Origin of the sequence: Stenotrophomonas sp. GD03680, assembly GCF_029844625.1 — a bacterium.
Classification (GTDB): Bacteria; Pseudomonadota; Gammaproteobacteria; order Xanthomonadales; family Xanthomonadaceae; genus Stenotrophomonas; species Stenotrophomonas maltophilia_P.
The window spans coordinates 272,335-292,968 of record NZ_JAOCKC010000004.1; the positions used below are offsets into that span (position 1 = coordinate 272,335).

Annotated in this window: 16 protein-coding genes; 11 read left to right on the plus strand and 5 right to left on the minus strand. The window is 65.4% G+C overall.

Annotation, left to right across the window (positions count from 1 at the left end):
• Positions 1-43 precede the first annotated feature (43 nt).
• Together N5J29_RS07605 and greB are read left to right on the plus strand one after the other, a co-directional pair.
• The gene (locus tag N5J29_RS07605) at positions 44-1,549 is read left to right on the plus strand and encodes a helicase HerA-like domain-containing protein (RefSeq protein WP_053516846.1); all 1,506 of its coding nucleotides are present in this window, start codon (positions 44-46) and stop codon (positions 1,547-1,549) included.
• A 35-nt stretch (positions 1,550-1,584) separates the two neighbouring features.
• Positions 1,585-2,091 carry a transcription elongation factor GreB gene (gene greB / locus N5J29_RS07610; protein WP_053516845.1) on the plus strand — a complete coding sequence of 169 codons (507 nt, stop codon included), beginning with the start codon at positions 1,585-1,587 and terminating at the stop codon, positions 2,089-2,091.
• Between the two features lie 52 nt (positions 2,092-2,143).
• Here greB and N5J29_RS07615 read toward each other — a convergent pair whose 3' ends face one another.
• The 3 genes from N5J29_RS07615 to N5J29_RS07625 form a co-directional block, all read right to left on the minus strand.
• Positions 2,144-2,971: a DUF3025 domain-containing protein gene (locus tag N5J29_RS07615; RefSeq protein ID WP_164152028.1), complete on the minus strand. Its 828-nt coding sequence runs from the start codon at positions 2,969-2,971 to the stop codon at positions 2,144-2,146.
• Between the two features lie 2 nt (positions 2,972-2,973).
• A complete protein-coding gene (gene rimO, locus N5J29_RS07620; RefSeq protein ID WP_053516842.1) occupies positions 2,974-4,335 on the minus strand; it encodes a 30S ribosomal protein S12 methylthiotransferase RimO in 1,362 nt (453 codons plus the stop codon).
• 384 nt (positions 4,336-4,719) lie between these two features.
• On the minus strand, positions 4,720-5,244 hold the full coding sequence (locus N5J29_RS07625) for a hypothetical protein (protein WP_164152026.1): 525 nt from the start codon (positions 5,242-5,244) through the stop codon (positions 4,720-4,722).
• Positions 5,245-5,589: 345 nt separating this feature from the next.
• On the opposite strand from N5J29_RS07625, the gene N5J29_RS07630 reads away from it, so the two are divergent.
• The 3 genes from N5J29_RS07630 to N5J29_RS07640 are packed head-to-tail and all read left to right on the plus strand — an operon-like array spanning position 5,590 to position 6,863.
• Positions 5,590-6,261, plus strand: a complete 672-nt coding sequence (locus N5J29_RS07630) for a dienelactone hydrolase family protein (RefSeq protein ID WP_065174892.1) — start codon at positions 5,590-5,592, stop codon at positions 6,259-6,261.
• On the plus strand, positions 6,258-6,680 hold the full coding sequence (locus tag N5J29_RS07635; RefSeq protein WP_053516834.1) for an HIT family protein: 423 nt from the start codon (positions 6,258-6,260) through the stop codon (positions 6,678-6,680). The genes N5J29_RS07630 and N5J29_RS07635 overlap by 4 nt, the downstream gene beginning before the upstream one ends.
• Before the next feature lie 15 nt (positions 6,681-6,695).
• The gene (locus N5J29_RS07640; RefSeq protein ID WP_005410498.1) at positions 6,696-6,863 is read left to right on the plus strand and encodes a DUF5668 domain-containing protein; all 168 of its coding nucleotides are present in this window, start codon (positions 6,696-6,698) and stop codon (positions 6,861-6,863) included.
• 66 nt (positions 6,864-6,929) lie between these two features.
• Here the strand turns inward: N5J29_RS07640 and dcd are convergent, their stop codons facing one another.
• The gene (gene dcd / locus N5J29_RS07645) at positions 6,930-7,502 is read right to left on the minus strand and encodes a dCTP deaminase (RefSeq protein ID WP_065174891.1); all 573 of its coding nucleotides are present in this window, start codon (positions 7,500-7,502) and stop codon (positions 6,930-6,932) included.
• A 74-nt stretch (positions 7,503-7,576) separates the two neighbouring features.
• Positions 7,577-8,431, minus strand: a complete 855-nt coding sequence (gene apbC / locus N5J29_RS07650; RefSeq protein ID WP_053516830.1) for an iron-sulfur cluster carrier protein ApbC — start codon at positions 8,429-8,431, stop codon at positions 7,577-7,579.
• Between the two features lie 439 nt (positions 8,432-8,870).
• Here apbC and N5J29_RS07655 point away from each other — a divergent pair, with 439 nt between their 5' ends.
• From N5J29_RS07655 to N5J29_RS07680, 6 genes are all read left to right on the plus strand, one after another.
• On the plus strand, positions 8,871-11,822 hold the full coding sequence (locus N5J29_RS07655; protein WP_053516828.1) for a TonB-dependent receptor: 2,952 nt from the start codon (positions 8,871-8,873) through the stop codon (positions 11,820-11,822).
• Between the two features lie 97 nt (positions 11,823-11,919).
• Entirely contained in the window at positions 11,920-13,953 is a 2,034-nt protein-coding gene (locus N5J29_RS07660) for a prolyl oligopeptidase family serine peptidase (protein ID WP_164152024.1), read from the plus strand.
• Positions 13,954-14,125: 172 nt separating this feature from the next.
• A complete protein-coding gene (locus tag N5J29_RS07665) occupies positions 14,126-16,228 on the plus strand; it encodes a M13-type metalloendopeptidase (protein ID WP_180876129.1) in 2,103 nt (700 codons plus the stop codon).
• Positions 16,229-16,394: 166 nt separating this feature from the next.
• Positions 16,395-18,401, plus strand: a complete 2,007-nt coding sequence (locus N5J29_RS07670; RefSeq protein WP_053516862.1) for a M13 family metallopeptidase — start codon at positions 16,395-16,397, stop codon at positions 18,399-18,401.
• A 121-nt stretch (positions 18,402-18,522) separates the two neighbouring features.
• Positions 18,523-19,005, plus strand: a complete 483-nt coding sequence (locus N5J29_RS07675) for a VOC family protein (RefSeq protein ID WP_065181841.1) — start codon at positions 18,523-18,525, stop codon at positions 19,003-19,005.
• On the plus strand, positions 19,002-20,588 hold the full coding sequence (locus N5J29_RS07680) for an NAD(P)/FAD-dependent oxidoreductase (protein ID WP_164152022.1): 1,587 nt from the start codon (positions 19,002-19,004) through the stop codon (positions 20,586-20,588). The genes N5J29_RS07675 and N5J29_RS07680 overlap by 4 nt, the downstream gene beginning before the upstream one ends.
• The last annotated feature ends 46 nt before the right edge of the window (positions 20,589-20,634 follow it).

Below are 20,634 nucleotides of genomic sequence, written 5' to 3' on the forward strand. Positions count from 1 at the left end.
GCTGCCGGTTAACATTGGGCGCATTCACCACAAGGGCTGGACCATGGATCCGATTCTGCTCGGCAAAGGCATCACCGACGATGTGGCCGTCACCCTGCTGCCGAAACTCGGCAACCGCCACGGGCTGGTGGCGGGCGCCACCGGCACTGGCAAGACCGTGACCCTGATGACCCTGGCCGAAGGATTCTCGCGGCTCGGGGTTCCCGTGTTCCTCGCTGATGTGAAGGGCGATGTGTCCGGCCTGGCCGTGCCCGGCACGGGCAGCGAAGCGCTGCTGAAGCGCGCCGCGGACATCGGCGTGGCCGACTATGCGCCGGCGGGCAGCCCGGCCATCTTCTGGGACCTGTACGGAAAACTCGGCCACCCGGTGCGCACCACCGTCAGCGAGATGGGGCCGACCCTGCTCGCGCGCATCCTCGAATTGAATGACACCCAGGCCGGCGTGCTGGACATCGTGTTCAAGCTGGCCGACGACCGCGGCCTGCTGTTGCTGGACATGGATGATCTGCGGGCCCTGCTCGGCCTGGTCGCCGAAGAGCGCAAGGACATTTCCACCGAGTACGGACTGGTCAGCGCGCAGTCGATCGCAGCGATCCAGCGTGCCGTGCTGCGGCTGGCGCAGGACGGCGGTGAGAATTTCTTCGGCGAGCCGGCACTGGAACTGGCCGACATCATGCGGGTCAATCACGACGGCCGCGGTGTGATCGGCATCCTCGCCGCCGACCAGCTGGTGCTCAAGCCCAAGCTGTACTCGACCTTCCTGCTCTGGCTGCTGTCGGAACTGTTCGAACAGCTGCCGGAAGTGGGCGACCTCGACAAGCCCAAGCTGGTGTTCATCTTCGACGAGGCCCACCTGCTGTTCGACGATGCGCCTTCCTCGCTGGTGCAGCGCATCGAGCAGGTGGTGCGGCTGATCCGCTCCAAGGGCGTGGGCGTGTACTTCTGCTCGCAGTTCCCCGACGACGTGCCCTCCAACATCCTGGGCCAGCTCGGCAACCGCGTGCAGCACGCGCTGCGGGCCTTCACGCCGCGCGACCAGAAGGCGGTCAGGACCGCTGCCGAAACCTTCGTGCCGAACCCGAAGCTGGATGTCGCCAAGGTGCTGAGCCAGCTCGGCACCGGTGAAGCACTGGTTTCCACGTTGCAGGACAAGGGCGTGCCGATGCCGGTCCAGCAGACGATGATCGCGCCGCCCCGCTGCCGGATGGGGCCGGTCACCGAGGCCGAGCGCGCACAGGTGCGTGCCGGCAGTCCGGTCGGCAGCCGCTACGACACGGCGGTCAACCGTGAATCGGCCGCCGAACTGCTGGCCCAGCGGGCGCAGAAGAGCGTGGAGCAGGCCCAGACCCCGGCCGCGCGCAGCCGCGAGCAGGACGAGGCACAGGAAGGTGGATTCGGCCAGGCGATCAAGGATGCGATCTTCGGCACCAAGCGTCGCCAGGGCATGATTGAAACCATGGCCAAGCAGACCACGCGCACGGTCGGGACCAAGCTGGGCAACCAGATCGTGCGCGGCATCCTGGGCGGCATCTTCGGCGGCAAGCGCTGAGGCCCTTTCGTATTCCTGAGAAGAAGCTGTACTACATGTCCCGTTGGCGTCCGCCCGCAGAGAAAAGCACCGCCCTGATCACCGCCGCCGGCCACGCCCGGCTGAAAGCCGAGCTGGACGACCTGTGGCGGGTACGCCGGCCCGAGGTGGTGAAGGCGCTGGCCGCTGCCGCCGCCGAGGGCGACCGCTCGGAGAACGCCGAGTACACCTACCGCAAGAAGCAGTTGGGTGAAATCGACCGCCGCGTGCGCTACCTGACCAAGCGGCTCGAATCGCTGCGTGTGGTCGATACCACGCCGACCGATCCACAAGCGGTGTTCTTCGGTGCATGGATCGAACTGGAGAACATCGACAGTGGTGAGACCAGCCGTTACCGCATCGTTGGGCCGGATGAAACCGACGCCGGCCTGGGCTGGATCAGCATCGACTCGCCGCTGGCGCGGGCCGTGCTGAAGAAGCGCCTGGACGATGAATTCTCGGTGGAACTGCCGGGCGGCCGGTTCACTTTCGCGGTGATCAGCGTCGAGTACCCGTCTTCGTAACACCGAGCCCTCCCGGCGTTGCTGTCAATCCAGCGCCGGGCATGGCCCGGCGCTACCGGGGCAAGAGCGGCGGCGGGTACAGGCGGCCCTGCCGCAGCGGGCGGAAGTAGTCGGCGTTGCCATGGAAGGCGGCGTCCTGCTGCGGGTGCCAGCCGGGGATTCCGGCCAGTGGCAGCGGGCGCAGCTGCAGCGGATCGGTCACCGTCGCGCCCTGCTCGATCGCCCGGGCCACGGTCTCGATGCAGGCACCCTCATCATCGCCGCGCACCACCACGCACTTGCCGACCAGCAGGCGCCCCGGCAGCAACGCCTGTTCCATCAGTGCATGGCCGAACACCGCGGCGATGGTGATGCGACCGGCCTGCCAGTGCGGCGGCGCGAACAGCATCGGCCAGTCGTGGGCGTCCCACGCAGCGATCAGCGCATCGTCCTGGACGCACACGATCACGCCGGTCTCGTCGAACTGGGTCAGCGCCGCCTGCGCGCGATTGCGTTGACCGGTTGGCATCGTGGCGACATGCAGGCATTGCCGCCTGTTGAGCACGTGCTTCAGCTGCGGGTAACACGCCCATACCAGTGCATTGAACAGATCGTGCCAGCTCGCCGCACGGGTGGCGATACGCCCCTGCGCGATGCGCGTTTCGTAGTGCAGGCCATCGGCCAGCAACGCTGCATCCTGCTCGACCAGTCGCCGCCCGCGCAACGCCAGCCGCGCATCCAGCTCGGCAACGGTCGGCCAGCGGTCGCCGGACAGAAGATCGCGGAAGGCACGCACCCGGGCAAACAGCGGATGATCGAACACCGCCGGGTCCACCGCCGCGCGCGGCGGCGGCACGAATCGCCGAGGGCTGCCAGCGTGGCCAGCAGCACCCTCGGCCATGATCAGAGCACCTTCAGGTCGAAGGCCGGGCGCGTGGTCGGCGGCAGCGCGTCGCCATACAGATCGTGCTCGTCGCTCTCGGTGATTTCCACGTTGATGAATTCGCCTACGCGCAGCGGCACCTGGTCGGCATTCTGGATATGCACCAGTCCATCGATTTCCGGTGCATCGGCCCTGGAACGGGCCACGGCGATGTCACCTTCGATGGCATCGACCAGGCACTGCTGGACCGTGCCGATCTTGGCCTCCAGACGTGCGGCCGAGATCTGTGCCTGCTTTTCCATGAAGCGCGCCAGGCGCTCCTGCTTCACCTCTTCCGGGACAGGGTCCGGAAGAGCGTTGGCGGTAGCACCCTCGACCGGCGAATACGCGAACGCACCCACGCGGTCCAGCTGCGCCTCATCGAGGAACGACAGCAGCTCCTCGAACTCCGCTTCGGTCTCGCCTGGGAAGCCGACGATGAAGGTCGAACGCACGGTGATGTCCGGCGCGATGCGGCGCCAGTTCTGCACGCGCTCCAGCGTCTTTTCCACCGCACCGGGGCGCTTCATCAGTCGCAGGATACGCGGGCTGGCGTGCTGGAACGGAATGTCCAGGTACGGCAGGATGCGGTTCTCGGCCATCAACGGCACCACGTCATCCACGTGCGGGTACGGGTACACGTAGTGCATGCGCACCCACGCGTCCAGTTCGGACAGGCCCTCGCACAGCGCCTTCAGGCGGGTCTGGTAGGCCTTGTCGCGCCACATCTTCTCGGCGTACTTCACGTCCACGCCGTAGGCGGAGGTGTCCTGCGATACCACCAGCAGCTCACGCACACCGCCCCGGACCAGGCGCTCGGCTTCGCGCAGCACTTCATCGACCGGGCGCGAGACCAGCTTGCCGCGCATCGACGGAATGATGCAGAAACTGCACGCGTGGTTGCAGCCTTCGGAAATCTTCAGATAGGCGTAGTGGCGCGGGGTCAGCTTGATGCCGTAGTCGGGCACCAGGTCCACGAACGGATCATGCCGGGGCGGTAGCGCCTCATGCACCGCCTCCATCACGCTCTGGTAGTCCTGCGGGCCGGACACCGCCAGCACGTTCGGGTACGCCTCACGGATCTGTTCGGGGCGCTTGCCCAGGCAGCCGGTGACGATGACCTTGCCGTTCTGGTTCATCGCCTCGCCGATGGCGTCCAGCGACTCCGTCACCGCCGAGTCGATGAAGCCGCAGGTGTTGACCACCACCACGTCGGCCGAGTCATAGGACGGGACGATGTCGTATCCCTCCGACCGCAGCTGGGTCAGGATGCGCTCGGAATCGACAAGGGCCTTCGGGCAGCCAAGGCTGACGAAGCCGACTTTGGGGTTCAGCTGGGACATGGAATCGCGGGACTCTGGGGGCCTGGGCCCCTGCCGGAGTGGCAGGGGTTCCTGGGGGCCGGGGCCTGAAAGGGCGCCAGTATACCGGGGTTGAGGGCCGCGCTCTGAACGGCCCTGGGGTGTACTGAGGGGAGCGTCCCGGATTCGGCCCCACGTGCCATCTCCATCAGCGGGGCACCCGTGAACGCGTCAAGGCCCCCGGCGGCTTGAGCTGGAGCTCCGGCTCGACCCGGCGGAACGCGCTGCGAAGGCTCGACGCTCACGGAGCGGCAATCGTCTCACGGTCCACCGTCGCCACGGCCGCACGGGAGCGTTGATTGCGACATCAATAGACGTTGATTGATCCGTTGTTTGTTGGGCCCGCGTATTCATCGCTCGCGGAGGTCATGCAGCGCCTGTAGATTTCCCTGCCAACGAATTCTCGAAACGAGCAGTTACCACCGAATTGAAGTTGACTCCGATTGGCGCACTCCCACTGGGCGCCAATGCAAATACGTAGTACCCCGCCCTGGGCTGCGTCATGTCGCTGGAGGCTGAATTCGAATCCTCCGCCGGATCTGAATCACCCTCACAGGACCAACCAACGACGGCCGACTCGCCAGATATCACGGTTTCGCCACGCCGCACCTTGGAGTTCATGACTTCGCAGGCGGCCTGGTGATAGAGCTTTGTGGTTTCATTCTGATCATCATAACGATATACAAAACCGCCCTTTCCATCCTTGAAAAGGCGCACCTGGATAGCCACGTCGCCGCCTTCGAAATCAGAGAGGCGCACCGTCCGCTCAACCCACTGCCTGCCATCCGATGACGCCATCTGGCGGTCCTGGTACGACGATTGGTTGGCCATAGCCACCGTGTGCATTGTTGCCATCCCCAATGCACACAGAAGGCGAAATTCCTTTTTCATTTCATGAAACTCCATTTATCGGGCGCCTGCACCTTCACGCCGCGCCCCGGAAACATGCCGAGTTATGATCAGCCCCATATCGCCCCTCCAGACTGGAGTTCCGCGAACGAAATGCTATCTGCTCGCCCTCTTGGCTTCAGCAGGTGCTTTACTGAATCTACTGTCAGAGCCAGGCCGGATCAGATGTCAGAATCCCTGGCAGGATCGTCCGCGACGCATTCGGTCAAGTCGCGATCCGACGTCGCTCGATGCATCAGCCGCCCGATCACGCACAGCCGCAGACGCCGCGCTAACCCGCCCAGCGCCGACAATGCAGGCCTGTCCACTGCTATGAGGAACCCGACGATGTCCGAATGGATCACCCTGGATACGCATCATGGCCCGGTCCGGGCCTGGCAGGCCCTGCCGGCGGGCACGCCGCGTGGCGGCCTGGTGGTCGTGCAGGAGATCTTCGGCGCCAATCCGCACATCCGTGGCGTGGCCGAGCGCTTCGCCGCCGAAGGCTATGCCGTGCTGGCGCCGTCGTTCTTCGACCTGGTCGATGGCCCGGACGCCGACCCCGACGCCCTGCCCTATGACCCTGAAGGGGTGAAACAGGGCCTGGAACGGGTAAGTGCGCTGGGCATTGAACGGGCACTGGAAGTGGTGCGCGCCGCAGCAACCCGGCTTGCCCCCTTCGGCAAGGTCGGCACGGTCGGCTACTGCTGGGGCGGAACGGTGGCGATGCTGTCCGCGCTGCGCCTCGGCCTGCCCTCGGTGAGCTATTACGGCGCACGCAACGTGCAGTATCTGGACGAGACACCGAAGGCGCCGGTGATCTTCCACTTCGGCGCGCAGGACCGCAGCATCCCACCTGAGGCCGTGGAGGCGCATCGCCAGAAGCTGCCGCAGATGGCGACCTATGTCTACCCGGCCGACCATGCCTTCAACCGCGAGGTCGGACATGCGTATGATCCAGACAGCGCCACCCTGGCGCTGCAACGCACCCTGGACTTCTTCACGGAGCATCTTGGATGAGCGATTTCGAACTTGATTCCCGCCTGGCCACCGACAGCGTTCTGGTGGCGCAAGGCCCGCTGTCGCAAGTGCGGTTGATGAACGACGAACGGTTTCCCTGGCTGATCCTGGTGCCGCGTCTGGCCGGGGTAACGGAGTGGATCGAACTGGACGGCGACCAGCAGGACAAGCTGCGCACCGAACTCAACCGCGCCTGCAAGGCCCTGAAGGGCTCCGACGGGGTGGAGAAGATCAACATCGGCGCATTGGGCAACATCGTGCGCCAGCTGCATTTCCACGTGATCGGCCGCCACGACGGCGATCCGGCGTGGCCGGGACCGGTGTGGGGCAGCGGTCCTGCGCACCGCTACGAACCGGACGCGCTGCAGCAGCATGTCGCCTACTGGAAGGAACGGCTAGGATATCCGGCCCACTCCTGAGACCGTGCCGACACGATGCGATTCAACCTCGTCGCCGCCATCCTGCTGATCCTGATCGGGCTGTTCATGCTTGCCAGCAACCTGGGCTGGACGCACCTGAACCTGTCCAAGCTGCTGCTGACCTGGTGGCCGGTGGCCCTGGTCGGCGTCGGCATCGCCATGCTGTTCGGCCGCGGCAAATAAGCGAAGGCGGCGCAAGCGCCGCCTTCGATCGAGCGACGCCGGGCATGACCCGGCGCTACCGGTCCGTCAGGTGCGCGGCAGGGTGACGCCGGTCTGGCCCTGGTACTTGCCACCACGGTCCTTGTAGGACGTTTCGCAGATATCATCGGCCGCCGCCTGGAAGAACAGCATCTGGGCCACGCCTTCGTTGGCGTAGATGCGCGCCGGCAGCGGCGTGGTGTTGCTGAACTCCAGGGTCACATGGCCTTCCCACTCCGGCTCGAGCGGAGTGACGTTGACGATGATGCCGCAACGCGCGTAGGTGCTCTTGCCCAGGCACACCACGAGGGTGTCGCGCGGAATGCGGAAATACTCCACGGTACGCGCCAGCGCGAAGCTGTTGGGCGGGATGATGCATTCGTCGGCGGTGATGTCGACGAAGCTGCCCGAATCGAAGTGCTTCGGGTCCACGATGGTCGAGTTGATGTTGGTGAACACCTTGAACTCGCGCGAGCAACGCACGTCGTAGCCGTAGCTGGAGGTACCGTAGCTGACGATGCGCTGGCCGTTGACCTGCTTCACCTGCCCGGCCTCGAACGGCTCGATCATGCCGTGCTGTTCGGACATGCGGCGGATCCAACGGTCACTCTTGATGCTCATGCTCTGTCCTGGGTGCGAGGGGGCGCGAGGATTCTAGCAGGGGGCCGGGCGCCACCGCCCTCCCCGCCCGGTCCCTACAGCAGCGACGACAGGATCGGGATCGAGGCACGCGGGCGCTTGCCCACTTCCTCGATGAGCCGCTGCGCGGCGTGGCGATAGGCCTGGGCCGGCAGGGAATCCGGCTGCGCGGCGGTGATCGGTGTGCCTGCGTCACCCTGCTCACGGATGCCGATCTGCAACGGCAGCGATCCCAGCAGCGGCACGCCGTACTGCGCCGCCATGCGCTCCCCGCCCCCCTCGCCGAACAGGTGCTCGACGTGGCCGCACTGGCTGCAGGTATGTACCGCCATGTTCTCGACGATGCCCAGCACCGGCACTTCGACCTTCTCGAACATCTTCAGTGCCTTCTTCGCATCCAGCGTGGCGATGTCCTGCGGCGTGGTGACGATCACCGCACCGGCCAGCGGAATCTTCTGGGTCAGCGTCAGCTGGATGTCACCGGTGCCGGGCGGCAGGTCGATCAACAGGAAGTCGAGGTCGTCCCACAGGGTGTCGTTGAACAGCTGGGTCATTGCCGAGGTCGCCATCGGCCCACGCCAGATCATCGGCGTGTCTTCCTCGATCAGGTAACCGATCGACATGGTGTCCACGCCGAAGGCACGCAGCGGTTCGATGCTCTTGTTGTCCGGGCTTTCCGGGCGGCCGGACAGGCCCAGCATGGCGGGAACGCTGGGGCCATAGATGTCCGCATCGAGCACGCCCACCCGCGCGCCCAGCTGCTGCAGCGCCACCGCCAGGTTGACGGCCGTGGTGGACTTGCCGACACCGCCCTTGCCCGAGCCCACCGCGATCACGTTGCGGATGCGCGCGTGCGGTGCCAGCCCCTTCTGCACCTGGCTTGCATGGGGACGACGGGTCGGACTGTTCACTGCGGGCTCCGGCGGAAAGTCAGGAAGGAGAACCCGACATCATACCGCCGGAGCCTCAAGGACCGGCGCGCAGGATCGCGTTGGTCGAAGATGTGGGCGCCGCGGAGAATTTTCGCTCCCTGTTCACCCCAGCCCCCCCCGTTAAGGAAGCAGACACGATTTGCGAAGGAACAGAAAAACCAGTTGAATCAATACACTGCGCGGCTTTCGACACGCCTTGATACGTTCCGCCAGGAAATCGACCACAGAAAGATGACTGCGTTGTGAACGTTTGACACGCTTGGTTAATGGCGTGTTAATCTCGAGTCACTGGCTTGTGAAGCCGGTACCAAAACCGGGCGGCGGCACGCTGCCGATACCGGGGTAGGGGCACACGGAGACGCCCGCAAGGTCATGTCCCCGGTGTACGACGCAATCATTCGATTCAAGGGGATTTCAGATGATCAATCGCAAGTCGCTCGGCAGGAACCCGCTGAGCTTCGCCCTCGCCTCTGCCGTGCTGCTCGCCGCAGCCGCCCCGGCGATTGCCCAGGATGCGTCGGGCTCGACGCAGACGACACAGGACACGCCGCAGGAAGCGCCGAAGTCCAAGGCGACCAATCTGGACACAGTGACCGTCACCGGTTCGCGCATCAGTCGGGACGTGTTCAACTCGGTTTCGCCGGTGCAGGTCGTGACCCGTGAGGAGACCACCCTGGCGGGCTTCAACTCGACGGCCGCCGCGCTGCAGAGCAACAGCGTCACTGCCGGCAGCGCACAGATCAACAACTCCTTCGGCGGATACGTCACCAATGGCGGCCCGGGTGCCAACACCCTGTCGCTGCGTGGCCTGGGCGCTACCCGCACCCTGATCCTGCTCAACGGCCGCCGCGTTGCACCGGCGGGCTCGCGCGGCTCGGTCGGCTCGGCCGACCTGAACGTGCTGCCCAGCGCGATGGTCGACCGCGTGGAAATCCTGAAGGACGGTGCTTCGTCCATCTATGGTTCCGACGCCGTGGCCGGCGTGGTCAACATCATCACCCGCAAGAACGTGGACGGTGTTGAAGCCGAGTTCCAGCACAACGCCACCGAGGGCGGCGGCGGCGACGAAACCCGGTACTCGATCGTGTTCGGCAGCACCGGTGAGCGCTCGCACTTCTCTGGTTCGTACGAGAACTACCGTCGCAATGAGATGACCATTGGCGATCGCAGCTGGGCCAGCTGCCCGACCGATAACCTGCGCGACATGGACGTGGGCAACTACTTCGGCAGCGGCGACTACATCGATCCGACCACCGGTAAGCCGAAGTGCTTCACCCTCGATTCCGGCGGCGTGACCATCAACACCCTGGGCACCGCCACCTTTGGCGGGTTCAACCGCTGGCGTCCGAATCCGGCCGTCACCACCGGCCGCCTGCCGGGCTATGAGTCCGTCGGCTACTACGACCGCGACACCTACGATCCGGGCCTGCTGAAGGAATCGCTGGTGTCCCCGGCCGAAACCCACACCCTGTTCTTCCAGGGTGGCGTGGATCTGGGCGTGATGGGCGACGCCGAGTTCTACTACGAGTTCCTCGGCAACAAGCGCGACTCCACCCAGACCGGCTACCGCCAGCTGTCGTATGACTACTCGGTCGGCAATCCGCTGCTCGGTAACCTGTCCAACCTGCCGGCCTTCGCCCTGCCGACGGAAACGTCCAATGGCAAGAACGTAGCGGCCCGCACCTTCATCGGCTTCGGCAACGACCGCAGCAAGCAGTCGGTGGACTTCTTCCGCGCCACCGCTGGCGTGCGCGGCAGGCTCGGTTCGGAGTGGAACTATGACTTCATGGTCAGCCACGCCGACTCGGATGCCGATTACACCTTCAACTCGTTCCTGACCGACCGCCTGGCACAGAGCCTGGATGTTGTGTCCGACGGCGCAGGCGGCTTCAACTGCGTGAACCCGGCCAATGGCTGCGTTGCCGCACCGATGCTCAACGCACAGACCCTGGCCGGCAATCTGCCGTACGAGTGGAAGAACTTCGTCTATACCCCGGTCACCGGCAACACCAGCTACCAGGAATCGACCGCGAACCTGAACGTCAATGGTCCGCTGTTCGATCTGCCGGGCGGTACCGCCGCAGGCGCCTTTGGCGTCGAGTACCGCAAGGCCAAGATCGACGATACCCCGAGCATCCACTCGATCAACCGCAACCTGTACAACCTGACCAGCTCCGACCCGACCCGCGGCAGCGACTCGGTGTGGGAAGCCTACGGCGAAATCGAACTGCCGCTGCTGTCCGGCGTCACCGCTGCCGAAGAGCTGACCTTCAACGCCTCGGCCCGCTACACCGACTACCAGTCCTACGGATCGGACACCACCTGGAAGCTGGGTGGCCTGTGGACGCCGGTCAAGTGGCTGTCGCTGCGTGCGTCCTACGGCACCTCGTATCGTGCTCCGGCGCTGTTCGAACAGTTCCTGGGTGCCACCAGCGGCTTCCTGAACGCCTCCAGCGATCCCTGCAACAACTACGGCTCGCGCAATCCGACCAGCCCACGCTACATCAATTGCGCTTCTGAGGGCCTGCCCACCAGCTTCACCGCGACCAACTCGGTACGCGTGGACTCCATCGGTGGCGGCCTGGTCGGTGCCAACCTGAAGGCTGAAACCTCCGACGCGTTCACCGTTGGCCTGGTGTTCCAGCCGGAGTTCGGCAGCGGCTTCGGTGATCTGTCCTTCGCCGTCGATTATTACGACATCGAAGTGGAGAACGGCGTTGCCCAGATGGGTGCCACCTACATCCTGAGCACCTGCTACAACGGCACCACCGGCGACTTCGCCGCCAACAACGGTCTGTGCCGTCTGATCAGCCGTTCGCCCAACAACACGCTGACGGTCCAGAACGGCTATGCCAACCTGGCCACCGACAAGGTGCGCGGCCTCGACTTCACGACCCGCTACGTGCGCGACATCGGTCCGGGCGAGTTCCGCGCCAATGTGCAGGTCTCGCGGTTCCTGGAGCAGTCCGGCAAGGTGTTCGAGGACGATCCGCTGGTTGACTCCAACGGCCTGATCAACAACCCGAAGTTCACCGGCCAGCTCGACCTGACCTATCGTGTCAAGGAATGGCGCGTGCGCTATGGCCTGAACTGGGTGGACAACATGTCCAGCTACGCGTACTACGAGGAAGATCCCGCAACCTCGGCGTACAAGCTGGCCGTGCCGAACTACATCACCCAGGACTTCTCGGTGCAGTACACCGCCGACAAGTGGCAGGCCACTGCCGGCGTGCGCAACTTCGCCGACAAGGAACCGCCGACCATCAGCCCGGGCGCCGGCATCTACAACACCGTCGGCAACGCCCCGCTGTACAGTGGCTACGACTACTTCGGCCGTACGTTCTTCGTGAACCTCAGCAAGAAGTTCTGAGCCATGCGTCAACAGCCGCCGCCCGCAAGGGCGGCGGCTGCTTTTGGGGTGGGTGCAATGCCCGCCTTCCCATTGCACGGACACAGTGAGACGTCGCATGAAGCACTACCTGCTGCTGGCCGCGCTGGCCGTCGCCGCGCCGCTGCACCTCAACGCCAAACCCGCGGTCCCCACGATCGAACAACTGGCCGCCTTCCCGGATATTTCAAGCCTTTCCGTGTCGCCTGACGGCGCGCAGATCGCCGGTCTGCAGGCCCGCGGCGAAGAGCGCGTGATCCTGGTCTGGAAGACCGATGATCTCAGCGCAGCACCGACCACGATCGGTGCGGGCCGCATGAAGTTCCAGAGCGTGGGCTTCATCAAGAACGGGCTGCTGGCAGTCACGCTGTGGCAGCCCTTCGACCTGCGCACCGACCGGGTCAACAAGACCTTCATCAGCAAGTTCTTCATCACCGATACCGAAGGCAAGCAGTGGAAGGAACCGATCAGCGTTCCGCGCGCCACCAGCCGCAACGAAGAACTGGAACAGGCGCTGTCCAATGCCACGGTGCTGGACACGCTGCCCAACGACCCCGACCACATCCTGGTGGTCAACGGCTCGGGCAGCAATTCCGGTGACGTCTACAAGGTCAACCTGCGCAGCTTCACGTCCCAGCGCATCCAGAAGACCGAAGAACGTGTCGCTGGCTACCTCACCGATCTGAACAGCGAACTGCGCGCACGCCTGCGCCAGGACGTGGACGGTACCGGCGCCTACGTCGCCACCGAGTTCCGCAACCCTGCCACCAACGCGTGGGAAGAACATTTCCGCTCGCACGTGAAGGACCGCGATATCACCCAGGTCGTCGGTTTCGCCGATGACCCGAACATCGCCTTCATCCAGAGCAACGTCGGACGCGACAAGACCATCATCTATGAGTACGACATTACGGCCCGCAAACAGAGGGAAGTACTGTTCGAGCACAAATTCTTCAATGCAGGCACCGTTCATGTGAACCGTTACAAGGACGTCGAGGGCGTGCCGTTCGGCGCACTGCTCGGCGTGACCTACAGTGGTCCGCGCGAGAACGAGGTTGAATGGACCCATCCGGTGTTCAAGGGCCTCAACCAGGGCGTCCGACAGGCCCTGGGCATCCAGTCCAGCGACGTCACCCTTGTCGATCCCGCAACGGGCCAGCGCGCGACCACCCAGGCCGACACCGGCCGCGCGGTGCGCGTGATCGACTACAGCAAGGACCTGAAGACCTTTGTGCTGGCCGTCTCCGGGCCGGCGAACCCGCCGGAATACCACCTGTTGCGCAACGGCAAGCTGACCCTGCTGGCCAAGTCCTATCCGAAGATCGATCCGGCTGCGCTGGGCGATACCAGGCTGGTCTATTACAAGGCCCGCGATGGTCTGGATATTCCGGCGTTCCTGACCACACCGAACACCGAACTATGCGGTGCCGGCCCGTGGAAGGCGGTGGTGCATCCCCATGGAGGGCCGTGGGCGCGCGATGGCATGGACTTCGACGGTTCGATGTGGGTACCGCTGATGGCCTCACGCTGCATGGCGGTCCTGCGCCCGCAGTTCCGCGGTTCGGCCGACTGGAGCCGCAAGCTGTGGATGGCCGGTGACGCCGAGTGGGGCCAGAAGATGCAGGATGACAAGGACGACGGCGCCAAGTGGATGATCGAGCAGAAGATCGCCCAGCCTGGCCACATCGCCATGTTCGGCTTCTCCTACGGTGGTTATTCCGCGTTCGCCGCCTCGGTCCGCCCCAATGGGTTGTACAAATGTGCCATCGCCGGTGCTGGCGTCTCGGACATCAAGAAGATCTGGGCACGCTTCTATACCAACCCGTTCTTCCGCCAGGCGCAGTCCAAGACCGTTGACGGCCTGAATCCACTGGACAAGGCCGGCGAGATGAAGATCCCGCTGATGGTCTACCACGGTGACCGCGACCGTACGGTGCCGATCGAGCAGTCGGAGTGGTTCGTTAACAAGGCCAAGAATTCAGGACAGCCGATCGAATTCCACGCCATCGCCGACTACGCGCATGGCCCCGCGTGGACCCGAGCGATCATGGGCGACCAGCTCAAGTTGATCGACGACTACCTGACCAAAGGCTGCGGCGGCGGCGGCCTGTAAGCCCCGTCGCTGCCAGGCAAGGGCGCCCACGGGCGCCCTTGCCCGTTCTGGCCCTTGCACCCGCCCATGACCTTCGACACCCTTGCGGGGTAGGCTGGCGGCGTATCGTTCGGCCCACGGCCGTCCCCGCGGCTCTTCCCTGACTCACTCGGCCTGGAGGCCAAACATAGTGATCACGCGTACTCCCAAGATCGTGCTGCTCAGCCTGGCCGTGTCGGCCGTGCTGGCCGGCTGTGGCAAGAACGAAACCCCGGCCAAGGAGGCCGCCGCGCCTGCCCCGGCCGCCGCCGAAGCCACCACCTACACCCTGGATGAGAGCAAGCTGCCGGCCTATAACGCCTTCCAGCCCAGCGATCTGGACACCAACCTGGACGCCTGCACCGCATTCGGCGACTACGTCAACAGCAAGTGGCTGGCCGCCAACGAGATTCCCGGCGACCGCACCAGCTGGGGCGCGTTCACCATCCTCGACGAGCGTTCGGTGGCAGTGCAGCACCAGTTGGCCGAGCAGGTCGCGCAGGTCAAGAACCCGAGCCACATCGAGAAGATCGTCGGCGACCTGTGGGCCACCGGCATGGATGAGGCCAAGATCAACGCCCAGGGCATCGAGCCGCTGAAGGCCGACCTGGCCGCCATCGACGGCCTGCAGGACAAGGCCGCCATCGCCGACTATCTGCGCACCAGCGCAGCCAAGGGCGAGAACGTGCTGTTCGGCTTCGGCGCCGAGGCCGACTTCAAGAACTCGACCATGAACCTGGCCTATGCCAGCCAGGGCGGCCTGGGCCTGCCTGACAGCACGTACTACACCGACGCCAAGAACGCCGACAAGCTCAAGGCCTACCAGGCGCACGTCGCCAAGGTGCTGGAACTGTCCGGCGTCCCGGCAGCCGACGCCGCCAAGCAGGCTGAGGACGTGGTCAAGTTCGAGACCCGCCTGGCCAAGGCATCCAAGTCGCGCGTCGAACTGTCGCGCAATGTGGAGCTGTACTACAACCCGGTCACCCTGGCTGACGCCGACAAGCTGACCCCGAACTTCAGCTGGACCGAGTTCTTCAAGTCGCAGGGCGTTGCTGCGCCGGAGAAGTTCTCGCTGGCGATGCCGGCCTTCCATGAGGAAGTGAGCAAGGCGCTGGGCGACACCGACCCGTCGGTCTGGCGCGCCTACCTGCGCTTCCACACCGTCGATGGCGCCTCGCCGTACCTGGCCGATGCCTTCGTCCAGGAGAACTACGCGTTCTACGGCAAGACCCTCAACGGCCAGAAGGAACAGAAGCCGCGTTGGAAGCGCGTGCTGGGCACCATCGAGAACGATGCCGGCGAAGCGTTCGGCCAGCTGTACGTGAAGGTTGCCTTCTCGCCGGAAGCCAAGGCGAAGATGGAAGAACTGGTGAAGAACCTGGCTGCCTCGCTGAAGGAACGCATCCAGGGCCTGAGCTGGATGAGCGAGGAAACCAAGGCCAAGGCCATCGCGAAGTGGGAAACCTTCACTCCGAAGATCGGCTACCCGGACAAGTGGCGTGACTGGTCGGGCCTGCAGACCCAGCGCGACAGCTACCTGGCCAACGTGCGTGCGGCCAACGAGTTCAACTACAAATTCAATCTGTCCAAGATCGGCAAGCCGGTGGACAAGACCGAGTGGGGCATGACCCCGCAGACGGTCAACGCCTACTACAACCCGCTGCAGAACGAGATCGTGTTCCCGGCCGCCATCCTGCAGCCGCCGTTCTTCGATCCGAAGGCAGACGATGCGCTGAACTACGGTGGCATCGGTGCGGTGATCGGCCATGAGATGACCCATGGCTACGACGATCAGGGCGCGCGCTTCGGGCCGACCGGCAACATGGAAGACTGGTGGACGCCGGCCGACAAGAAGAACTTCGAAGGCCTGACCGGCAAGCTGGTCAAGCAGTTCGACCAGTACAAGGTTGACGGCCAGGCCGTGAACGGCCACCTGACCCTGGGCGAGAACATCGCCGACCTGGGTGGCTTGGCCACGGCCTACGATGCGCTGCAGAAGGCCTCGGCCGGCAAGGAAGATCCGAAGGTCGACGGCTTCACCCGCGATCAGCGCTTCTTCTTCAACTGGGCCACCGTGTGGCGTACCAAGTACACCCCGGAAAACGCCAAGGTCCGCCTGGCCACCGATCCGCACGCCCCGGCGCAGTTCCGCGCGATGGGCGCGCCCTCGAACCTGCCGACCTTCGCGGCCGCGTTCCAGTGCAAGGCCGGTGCACCGATGGCGCGCAGCGGCGAGCAGCAGGTGGTGATCTGGTAAGCCACGGCTGACGCCAAGGCAGACCTGCAAGGGCCCGGGATCTCCCGGGCCCTTGTTTTTGCGCGACCCGCCACGGCCGCCAGGCATACCGTGATACGTGCATGCTGCGCCCATGCGCGGCTTGCTATAGTGCGCCCGCCCTCAATCCATCATGGATTCGTTCTACATGCCCAATTTCCGTCCGCTTGCCATCGCCCTGGGCATCAGCCTGGCGACCCTGGTCCCGAGCCATGATGCGTTCGCCGCAAAGAAAAAGGCCGCCCGCGCCCCGGCCGTCAGTGCCCAGTGCAGCGACTTCTACGGCGCCACCAACGCTGGCTGGCTGAAGGCCAACCCGGTACCGCAGACCGGAGCCACCACCGCGCTGGGCCAGCTGGTCGAGCGCAGCAGGCAGCAACAGCGCGAACTGCTCGATGCGGCCATGACGTCGCCGCAGGGCAACGTGCAGAAGCTGCTGGGCGACTTCTGGGCCAGCGGCCTGGACGAGGCGGCGGTGGAAGCCGATGGCTCCAATCCGATCGCGCCGCTGCTGACCCGCATCAATGCGATCAAGAAATCCAAGGATGTGCCGGCGTCGATCGCTGCACTCCATCAGGTCGGCATCCCGGTCGCCTTCAACTTCGGTCCGGACGTCGACCTGAAGGCACTGGACCGTCATATCGGCTACTTCATGCAGGGCGGCATGGGCCTGCCGGATCCGGCGTTCTATACCCGCACCGATGCCGATACCGTGGCGCTGATGGGCCGCTACCGCACCTACGTCAAGCAGATCCTGGCACTGACCGGTACGCCGGCAGCCAAGCTCGATGCGGAGTCGCAGGCGGTGATCGCGCTGGAAACCGAGCTGGCGCGCAATGCACAGTCGCTGGCCGGCATCAACAACCCGTTCAACAACTACGCGCCGATCTCCACCAAGGAACTCAACAGCCGCTACCGCAACCTGCAGCTGGAGGCCTTCCTGAAAGTACAGGGTGTGAACGACGATCTGGTATCGCTGGCCGACCCGGGCCTGTTCCAGCAGCTGGATGGCATGGTCACCAAGCTCAAGCCGGACCAGTGGAAGGCCTACCTGCGCTGGCGCGTGGGCGACTCGATGGCGCCGTACCTGTCCAAGGCCTACCGGGACGCCGAGTTTGAGTTCCGCGGCCGCGTACTGCGCGGGCAAACGCTGCCGCCGCAGCGCTGGGAAGCGGTGCTCGATGCCATCAATGTGGCGGCCGGTCCGATGGTCGGCCGCGAGTACGCTGCCCGCCATCTCTCGGCCGAAGACCGCCGGCAGGCGGCATGGATCGTCGACAAGGTCCGCGAGGTGCAGATCGAGGCCGTCAGGAACAGCACGTGGATGAGTGCCGAAGCCAAGGCTGAAGCACAGGCCAAGCTGGCGGCGCTGAAGATCGAGATCGGCACCCCGCTGCGCGACCTCGACTACACCGTGCAGCCGATGGGCCGCGGCTCGTTCGGTGGCAACATGCTGATCGCCTCGACCTGGCGCCATCGCGAGGAGATGAAGCGCATCGGCAAGGGCAATGCCGACCGTCGCTGGGACGTGCTGCCGCAACAGCCGTCGCTGGCCTATGACCTGGCGCAGAACCGCCTGATCGTCACCGCGGCCATCCTGCAGGGCCCGGTGTTCAACGCCAAGGCCGACAGCGCCGACAAGTTCGGCAGCTTCGGCGGCCTGGTCGGCCACGAGCTGACCCGTGCCATCGATGCCAAGGGCGCGCTGGTTGATGCCAAGGGCGAACTGCGCAGCTGGTGGACGCCGGCCGACAAGACGGCCTGGACCCTGCTCGGCAGCCGCGTGGCCGCCCAGTACGGCGCCTATGAGTTCCCGGGCGTGAAGGGCGCCAAGGTCAATGGCACGTTGACCCAGGAAGAGAACCTGGCCGACATCGCCGGCCTGGAACTGGCCTGGGCGGCCTACACCGCACAGGAGCCGAAGGCCAAGCCGGCCCAGCAGCAGGGCTTCTTCCGTGCCTGGGCCGCGTTGTGGGCGCAGCAGCTGTCGCCCAACGAAGCCGCACGCCGCCTGACCGCCGACATCCGCGCGCCGGGCATGTGGCGCACCAACGGCACGCTGGCCAACCTCCCGGCGTTCGGCGCCACCTTCAGCTGCAAGGCCGGCCAGCCGATGCAGCGCAGCGATGCCGAGCAGATCAAGGTCTGGCGCTGAGCCAGCCGTCCGTGACACGAAGGGCGCCCTCGGGCGCCCTTTTTTTTGCGCATGCAGCACGATCCGCCATTAACACGCCGCATGCTATCGCTGCGCCTTCGTCCTGCAGCGGAACCCGACCATGGCCCACAAGAACACGATCTGCATCTGGTACGACAGCGAAGCACTCGAGGCCGCCACGTTCTACGCCGGGATCCTGCCCGACAGCGCGGTAACGGCCGTGCATCACGCACCGGGTGACTATCCGGACGGCAAGGAGGGCAACGTGCTGACGGTCGAGTTCACCGTCTGCGGCATTCCCTGCGTCGGGCTCAACGGCGGCACCGCGTTCAGGCACAGCGAAGCGTTCTCGTTCCAGATCCAGACCGAGGACCAGTCCGAGACCGACCGCCTGTGGAACGCGATCGTCGGCAACGGTGGGCAGGAGAGCCAGTGCGGCTGGTGCAAGGACCGCTGGGGCATCTCATGGCAGATCAGTCCGCGCATGCTGATCGAAGCGGTGACCAGCCCGGACAAGGCCTTGGCCAAGCGCGCCTTCAACGCGATGATGCCGATGAAGAAGATCGACATCGCCACCATCGAAGCGGCGATCCGCACCGCATGACCGCGTGGGATGCGGTCATCGTCGGCGGCGGCCACAATGGCCTGGTCTGCGCGGCCTATCTTGCCCGTGCCGGCAGGAAAGTACTGGTGCTCGAACGCCGTGGCGTGCTCGGCGGCGCAGCGGTCACCGAGGAATTCCATCCGGGCTTCCGCAACTCGGTCGCCTCGTACACCGTCTCGCTGCTGCAGCCTAAGGTGATCGACGAGCTGCAGCTGCACGCGCATGGCCTGCGCGTCGTCGCCCGCCCGGCCAACAATTTCCTGCCGTTGCCTGACGGCCGCTATCTGCTGTCGGCACCCGGCCGTACCCAGGCCGAGGTGGCGAAGTTCTCCGAACGGGATGCGCAGCGCCTGCCAGCCTATGAGGCGAGGCTGGAGGTTTTCGCCGACGTGCTGCGCGCCTGGGCCCTGCGCGCGCCGCCGGACCTCGGCGTCGCAGGCGGCTGGCGCGCATTGCCGGCACTGTGGCGGATGGGCCGGCTCGGCCGGGAACTGGCAGCACTGTCCCCTGCCCTGCGCCAGGAGCTGCTTGATCTGTTCACGCTGTCGGCCGCCGACTATCTGGACCGCTGGTTTGAAAGCGAGCCGATCAAGGCCCTGTTCGGATTCGATGGCATCGTCGGCAACTACGCCAGTCCGTACACGCCCGGCAGTGCCTACGTCCTTCTGCACCACGTGTTCGGCCAATGCAACGGAGTGAAGGGCGCCTGGGGCCATGCGATCGGTGGCATGGGCGCGATCAGCCAGGCCATCGCTGCATCGGCGCGCGCGGCCGGCGCAGAACTGCGCGTGGATGCCGGCGTGAAGCGGCTGCTGGTCGAGCACGGACGCGCGGTGGGCGTTGAGCTGGCCGGCGGGGACGTACTGCGCGGGCGCGTGGTGGTGGCCAACGTCAATCCAAAACTGCTCTACGAGCAGTTGCTGGAACCGGAGCAGGTGCCCGCGGCGACGCGCGAACGCATGGCGCAGTGGCGCTGCGGTTCGGGCACCTTCCGGATGAACGTGGCGCTGTCGCGGCTGCCGGACTTCCACGCCCTGCCCGGCGCCGGTGAGCACCTCAGTGCCGGCATCATCATGGCGCCCAGCCTCGACTACATGGACCGCGCGTGGCTGGATGCGCGGCGCGACGGCTGGTCGCGCGAGCCGATCGTGGAGATGCTGATTCCCAGCACGCTGGACGATTCGCTGGCGCCGCCGGGCCAGCACGTCGCCAGCCTGTTCTGCCAGCATGTGGCACCGGTCCTGCCCGGGGGTAGGCATTGGGACACGCATCGCGATACCGTCGCCGACCTGATGATCGCCACCGTCGATCGGTATGCGCCCGGCTTCGCCGACAGCGTGCTCGGTCGGCAAGTGCTGTCACCGCTGGATCTGGAGCGGACGTTCGGCCTGGTGGGCGGCGATATCTTCCACGGTGCGCTCAGTCCCAACCAGCTGTTCTCGGCGCGGCCGATGATCGGCCAGGCCGGCTACCGCGGTGCCCTGCCCGGGCTTTACCTGTGTGGTTCAGGCACGCATCCCGGCGGCGGCGTGACCGGCGCGCCGGGCCACAATGCCGCGCAGGTGATCCTGCAGGATCTGTAGGGGTGTGCCAACCACGGCTGGCACCTGCCGCATCAGATGACCCTGC